This is a genomic window from Colwellia sp. BRX8-7, assembly GCF_014077275.1.
Classification (GTDB): domain Bacteria; phylum Pseudomonadota; class Gammaproteobacteria; order Enterobacterales; family Alteromonadaceae; genus Colwellia_A.
This window is the reverse complement of record NZ_JACGVP010000034.1, coordinates 1-7,052: the sequence shown is the minus strand read 5'-3', so window position 1 is coordinate 7,052 and position 7,052 is coordinate 1. Positions and strand designations below refer to the sequence as shown.

Annotated in this window: 6 protein-coding genes and 1 pseudogene; all 7 read right to left on the bottom strand. The window is 34.4% G+C overall.

Going from position 1 to position 7,052, the window contains the following annotated elements; translation table 11 throughout:
- Positions 1–191: 191 nt before the first annotated feature.
- Positions 192–665: a hypothetical protein gene (locus tag H4J57_RS18825; RefSeq protein WP_182243901.1), complete on the bottom strand. Its 474-nt coding sequence runs from the start codon at positions 663–665 to the stop codon at positions 192–194.
- 135 nt (positions 666–800) lie between these two features.
- A complete protein-coding gene (locus H4J57_RS18820) occupies positions 801–1,388 on the bottom strand; it encodes a hypothetical protein (RefSeq protein ID WP_182243900.1) in 588 nt (195 codons plus the stop codon).
- Positions 1,389–1,523: 135 nt separating this feature from the next.
- Positions 1,524–1,883, bottom strand: a complete 360-nt coding sequence (locus tag H4J57_RS18815) for a VOC family protein (protein ID WP_182243899.1) — start codon at positions 1,881–1,883, stop codon at positions 1,524–1,526.
- A 120-nt stretch (positions 1,884–2,003) separates the two neighbouring features.
- Entirely contained in the window at positions 2,004–2,453 is a 450-nt protein-coding gene (locus H4J57_RS18810; protein ID WP_182243898.1) for a GyrI-like domain-containing protein, read from the bottom strand.
- A gap of 752 nt (positions 2,454–3,205) precedes the next feature.
- On the bottom strand, positions 3,206–4,225 hold the full coding sequence (locus H4J57_RS18805; RefSeq protein ID WP_182243897.1) for a hypothetical protein: 1,020 nt from the start codon (positions 4,223–4,225) through the stop codon (positions 3,206–3,208).
- A gap of 367 nt (positions 4,226–4,592) precedes the next feature.
- Entirely contained in the window at positions 4,593–6,437 is a 1,845-nt protein-coding gene (locus H4J57_RS18800; RefSeq protein WP_182243896.1) for a hypothetical protein, read from the bottom strand.
- A 396-nt stretch (positions 6,438–6,833) separates the two neighbouring features.
- Positions 6,834–7,052: pseudogene (locus H4J57_RS19860) on the bottom strand (hypothetical protein); the annotation flags it as partial.

Below are 7,052 nucleotides of genomic sequence, written 5' to 3'. Positions count from 1 at the left end.
CGAAATTACTTGCTTCATTCTATGCGTTAACTCACTTAATACTAAAAGTGAATACAATGGTTCTGAAATTAATGAACAAGGATCAGTGTATTTAACTTGACGTGGGGAGTCATACCAACGCCTCGTTAAGCGGCAAAAGTGTGAAGCGGAGCGGAACCAACCAACTGTAATTTGTCCCGCTTAAACAGCTTTTATGTGCACTTTATTACCTGTACGGGTGAATTACAATACTCTAATTTCCCTATTAATTCGTTATTATCTAAATAGTTAGGACAATTACCAATAGTAACAGCATAAACGCTACCATTTGGTTGTATCTCTACATCGACAAAAGATGCAACAAGCCTGTCTCTTAATTGACGACTCCAAGTAAAATGATAATTGGTATTATGGGATTTTAGGAATGATCTGTCTGGCGCGTTAAACTTACTAGTAAAAAAAGTTAAAGCCATATCCTGAGTCTTTACATTTATACTCGCAGACCTTGCTGTCCAAGAGAACGGCCAAGATCTGGTTATATCTACAGATATTTTGCATTCTCCAAGCTCCGAGGTACGCGATAATTCAGAAACTATTTCTGCATATTCAATGTTCTTTAAACTACTTGAGCCTGCTTGACTAAGCCAAACAAAAAGAATAACTATTGGAATCAATATACGATTCATGATGAATACGCCTCACGTCCTGTGTACCTAACGCCCAATTAACGGGTCAAAATAGTTGGCTAAAATGTTAAACGAAGTGAAAAAGCCAACTATCATTTGTCCTGTTTTAACGACTTGTTATGTTTACAGCACTATCTACAAATTATAATAAGCACCAACAAAAAAACCATGTTGTTTGAAAGCATTTATATATCCTGATAGAGGAATAGATAAACAAGCGCTGAAATAATCATTTATTTTATATGTACCTTGATCTTTCCACCCATGTTCAAAAGCTAATTGTATTGGCCCTTTAATTGGATGTTCTCGTTGTATATCTGTTAGTGGGATTGAAATAAAATAAGAACCATTATTTGAATTAACAATATCCTTGAAAGTAAATGGTTCTCCGAACTCTTTAGCTCTAATTGTATCCTTTAGAAAGTCAACATAATGCCCTGCTTTTTCTTTACAAATATTAAACCTAATATGCTTTGAGGCTACATTTATTGCATCACTAGGCCACTTATCCTGCTGGTACGAATATTTTGCAGATAAAACTAAAATATCTCTGTCGTAAGGGCTTCCCATTTCTTCCAATTTATCAGGTGTAAAGTTCTCTATTTCTTGAGGTAATTCATCAATGAACTTTACAATATTATTGTTAGCAAATGATTGGGAAGATAAAGTTGAGATTGTCATGCCTAATAGCAATGATATGTGTAATTTATTTAAATGATTCATAATATCCTTATTATTTAACTATGATGGTAATTGAATGTAAACATAACGCCCCATTAAGAGGCTTCTAATTGTGGGTTAAAATGTGAAGCGAAGCGGAACCTAGCCAACTGATAAAAGTCCTGCTTAAATCGCCTGTTATGTGCCAGATAAACACCAAACAGCAAATTCATTACCACTAGGTTCAATAAAGTGAAAACGACTACCACCAGGGAATGAGAAAATTGGAGTAGATATTTTGCCACCAAAAGACTCTACAATTGATTGAGCTTGCTCCAAATCATTCGTTTTCAATACGAGCAAGGCAGAACCGTTTGAGGTTACTGATGATAAGTCCGATTTATAAAAACCACCGTCCAATCCTTCATCTGCAAAAGCAGTATAATCGGGACCGTAATCGATAAAACTCCAACCAAAGGCATCCTCAAAAAACTTTTTTGTAGCTGGAATATCTTTAGCAGGAAACTCTACATAATTTAACTTTAAATTTACAGGCATAACCTAAATCCTTTTTGGCACATAACACCCAATTAACGGGCAAAAAATAGCGAGCTAAAATACGAACGAAGTGACAAAAACCCGCTGTTTTTTGTCCTCGTTAAATGGCTTGCTATGTAACTATTTAACCGCTACATGGACTTCTATTTCATTTCCGTTTGGGTAATACTCGAAATCCGTTGTATAGAGCCTTATATGTTCTTCTTTAACGTTAGAAAAATAATTCCAAACTTCTGTCCAAGCATCAATAGCTATTTGAGGCATTTCGCCTTTATGCGTAAACACAAGATATTTTGCTTCAGGAATAGTTATCTTTTCCATATTTATATTCGATGGAAAAGACGTTCCGTCAAAACCAGCAAGAACAGTAAACTTTCCTGTGTGGTCTGATTCATAGTTAGAATATACACCGTATACTCTTTCGCCACTTTTATAATCCACTGGAACCGATTCATCAAAAGCTTGCCACAAAGCTCCTATTTTACCTTTATTAGGATCCATCTCTGTTGCGTTATCAGTTCGGATACTAAGCCCGTTAATAGCTTTTTCTGAAACAAATTTTAATTCCATCACGATACTCTTCTAATTACATAACGCCCTACTAAGCGGCTAAAAATAGTTGGCTATAATTTGCAATGTACGAGCAAAACCAACTGTTTGTGTCCGTATTGAGTTGCTTATTATGTGTTTACTTTGACCTTATAACCGCCAAAAAACCAACATAAAGCAGTACCTATAAAGATAACAGGTAGCAAAACAACAATTTTAAATTTTGAAACTTCAATGTGTAAATCAAAATAATTTAATGCATCGTTAACATATGGAAATAATGAAAACATAACGAGTAGAGTAATTATAAAATTGAAATATACAAAAGCATTAGCTTTCAGATGAACATTACAGTTGATACACCTTGTTGAGAATGCATTTCTAGCTCTGATCCAAGCTGTAAAATTGATAGCTCTTTCGTTGCAATTTGGACAATCCATAGTCGATACACCTTAAACACATAACGCCCTGTTAATGACTTCCAAATAAAAAACTTAATCGCTTATAATCAACGGGTTAAGCTAGTAGATCATAAGATAACTATTTATTTTGTAGCACATATGTAGCGTTTTTATTTATAAATAAATTTCTTAAAAAACATCACTAAAATGTCGTTAAATACCGCAAAGAAGATATTAGCACTAACAGGCTAAAATTGATTTCGGATTAGTTTTTGTATCGATAACCTTTCACTAAGAGTACTAATAACAGTTACTTAAAGTCATAGACAAAAGACAAAAACCAAGGGATATTTCTCCTTTAGAAACTCTTTGCTATATAACGACTGAAGAGCTATCAAAACTTAGATATATGTTCAAATCATAGTATTTATTCAACAGTTTAATAAATAGTTTTAAACAGGTTTTGGATGAGTCTTCAGAAGCCCTGTTGTTATTATTGTGTGCTATGTCATTCCTTTCCTGTCTACATATGGTCAGTTTACTTTTGTCATCCTCACTTATTCTCTTAGCCACATTTAGGCCAACGATTTTATTCGCTACAGTATACTTTCTAATAGGTACAATACATTCCTTATCATCCTTATTTGCGTTGTCTATTTCTAACTTATAAGTAGAGAAATCATCCGATTTTCTCAAATCATCCCACATCCTATTTAATATTTTTTCCGTGCCAAACCATGAAAATATAAGTGACGATGTATTATTAAACTGTTTGAACTCTGCTAGGCTTTTCGCCATTTCGGAGAGTAGCCTTATAATTACGCTTTTATTAGATATCGTAGAAAAAGTTTGCACAGCGTTATTAAGTATATCAGTATGTAAGCCCAGATGCTGATCCAGTAGTGGATGACTAACGTACTGATTTTGTCTGTATTGCGCTCTTCTAATTTGACCTAGATCGAAACCATGAGAAATTATGATTCTCATCCCATTGTCGTCGTCAGGAAAAGCATCATTTCTTGTTATTTCATAAAAATCGATAAAGTCACAAGATCTGTCCCCACCCCATTTAAACTGTAGTACTGATGAGTAAAGTATTAAATGAAATGCATTAATCAGTTCTAAGTACTTACCCCACTTCTGCTCCCAATTGACTGACCTATTAAATTCTGAATATTCTTTAGGATGATCTATCTCAATCGTTTTGGAGTGAAATCTAATTTGACCATCTCTTTGTACTTGTATTAAGAATTCATCGTTAATTGTTTCAAATACAATTTCATCCAATAATTTAGATAATTTTTGGAAGGAGTCCGCTCTAGCAATCTCTTCTTCATTAATTATTTTACAGGCGCAAACAGGATTCCTAGTATAAAAACAGATAAATTGCATTCTTACTCCTTAGTTCAACAGTTAATTATGGAGACTTTTCTATCATGCCTTCCCATATCCTTAATTTAAATTAATATCCCATAGTTCCAAAGCTTTAGAAACTAAAAACGTTTTATTTTGTTAGAACTTGGATACTGGTGATTTATTCATTAGAAAATATATGACAAACAAATAAAGAATTAGGTCAACAATGCGCACATTTTTTACATTAAGATGGACATTGAAAAAATTTAGCAACGCAAAGCTTGTTGGAATTAACACTAAGGGTAAAAATGCCCCACAGTCAAATTCAGATACTAAAAAACAGCCTTAAAAAAGACTGTTTTACGAAATAAAATACCTGTAGTAAAAATATTTATGAAAATTGTCAAATCGTTTTAGCGATTAACTCTGCTTTTAACAGACCTCCTTTTGTTAGTAGTTTGGCGCTAAACTTAGGATTTCTCTTGGACTTGAATGCATCCAATATGAGCTTTAGTCCTTTAGCTTCAAGCAATGAGATATTTACTTCTGTATCCATTTCAGCTGATTCAATAAAATCATCAGAAAAGCTAGGCGCAATTATTAATACTTGCGCTACTCGCTTTCCTATATTTTCAGCCCTATTTACATAAGCTTTAACTTGTCTTGATGTTGATGAGTATTTAGCAAAATCACCGCTCTTACAGGTTTTGGCTTCGCCGATAATGATATCATCGTCACTGAGGGAAATAATAATGTCAGCTTTATCCTTGTTAGTATTGATTTCTTTTCGTACATCTTCATCAATGCTCAAATCAAGCAGTTCAAAAATAGCCTTAGTAACTTCCTCAAATTTAACACCTATATCAGCTTCAGCTACCTCTGCACCGACCTCACGCAACATATTAACGTCTCGCCTAGCTAATGCATCATAGTTTTCTATCAGTTTGTCTGTCGCATTTGCAAAGCATTCGAGAATAACGAATCTTGCATTCCCTCTTTTAGATAGTGCCATACTGTCACGTACAGTCTTTATTTCATCATTTGATAAAAGATAAAGAATGTCATAAGGGGTGATGCTGAGTGCTCTGAGCTTGTCTGTGTCTACAACTTCATTTTCTTCTAATTCAAACTGAGACTTAATAACTTTAATGATTGTAGGGAAATGGTCTTCCAATGTTTTAAGGAGCTCTTTAAAGCCACTCGCACTCAAAGAATCAAATTCTTTCTCAGTAGAGTTAGTAAGAGAAGAAACTATTAACTGAATACGTTCATCAAGTGTAGTACCTAGTTTGTCGGTATCAATTTCAAGGTCAGTTATAAGTTGCTTAAGTCTTTCTTTTCGCTGGTTCTGGTTGTCTTCAGGTAAGTACATATCAGCGGCAAGTAGATTATGCGCATTAAGCCCTGAATGAATTATCGTATGTATCTTATCTGCTCTAGTTACACTCCTAGTCTTTCTACCATGAGCCTTAAGCACATTGGAAAGCTCGGCATCAGAAAAGGTACGCAACAATCTTAACCTGTGTTTGTCTGCTAAGTCTTTACCTTGAATATCATTAAGTAATTCGACGATTTCATCGGGTATAAATACCTCTTGTCTTTTCTTGCTTATAAATACAACACCCATGTCTCTTAATATATTCAGTGCATCCAGTACACCATCCTTAGGGATTGAATCAACTAGGTGCTCAATTGCTGCACATTCATCAGTCGTTAACCCTAAGTGATAGCTCAACACATTGAGTATGCCACGTTCATCATCAGTTACTTTTGAGTCTCTATTAACCCGTTTATCGTTCACGTATGCCTCTGTCATACATGCGTGATAAACAGACAACGATTTTGCCCTATCAGTGATGGTGTTATTTTCACTAGCTTTGATTTCAGCCTTAAGCTCCTTAGATAAAAGCTGTAACGCATTCCATTCTTTAACGTAAAGATTTTCAATCCAGCTTATACGAGCAACGCAATTACCATCTCTACTCAGAATATTGACCAGTAGATTAATCTGTGCAGAGTTCATTAGTATTTGTTCTTTTACTGCAATCTTAAAAAAGTCCTTTACAGCAAAATACAACTGTGTGATTTCACTACCTGAAGCATTCTTTATTTGACCATCAATGTTCTCTATTGTCTTTGCTAACTTCTTGTTGCTCTTTGCAGCATCAAGGCAGAGCTTATCAAGACTTGTAATAAACTTAGACTTTTCCACTTGATTTACTATAGATAGGACTTGATTCAACTTCATTTTACATTCCTTGTTTTTTATTTGGATTGACTTGTCGAGCAATACAATTAACCGTTTTAATGCTTGATTTATATGTTTAGCAGCAGTTTACATCTGATTTTAGCTATTTAGCCCTATGAAGACATTAAGCTTTTCAGTTTGTTACGTCAACTAAGCGCGGCTTGTCGTCTTTATAATATTAATGATTAGTACAGTTATTTACAGAACTCCAAGTAAAAGCATCTTTGCCATTCTGGCAGGCGACTAACTAAAGCCTAAAAATTTCTATCGTTGATTTTTTTGATTGAAGCTAAAGCCTATTTGATAGCTAAAGCCCTTTTTGAAAGGTATTTATACGTAAAATTTTATTACAAACATAGTTAAAGCCCTAAACATAGCTTTAGAGGGGTAAAGGTATTATAAAACTCGCTGTAGTCTCCATGACATCGTTCGCGTGATGAAGGCTTTACCTTCAAAGATTAACCCTTTCACTTTTGTGACGAGTTCACCATCATAATAACTTTGTGAGCATTCCCCCGTATCAAAATTTATATTTACATCATAATGCAATTTAATCGGATGATTTCTAGTCGGGGTGAATATTCCCCCCATCGCTTTGATATAGCCATTCCAATT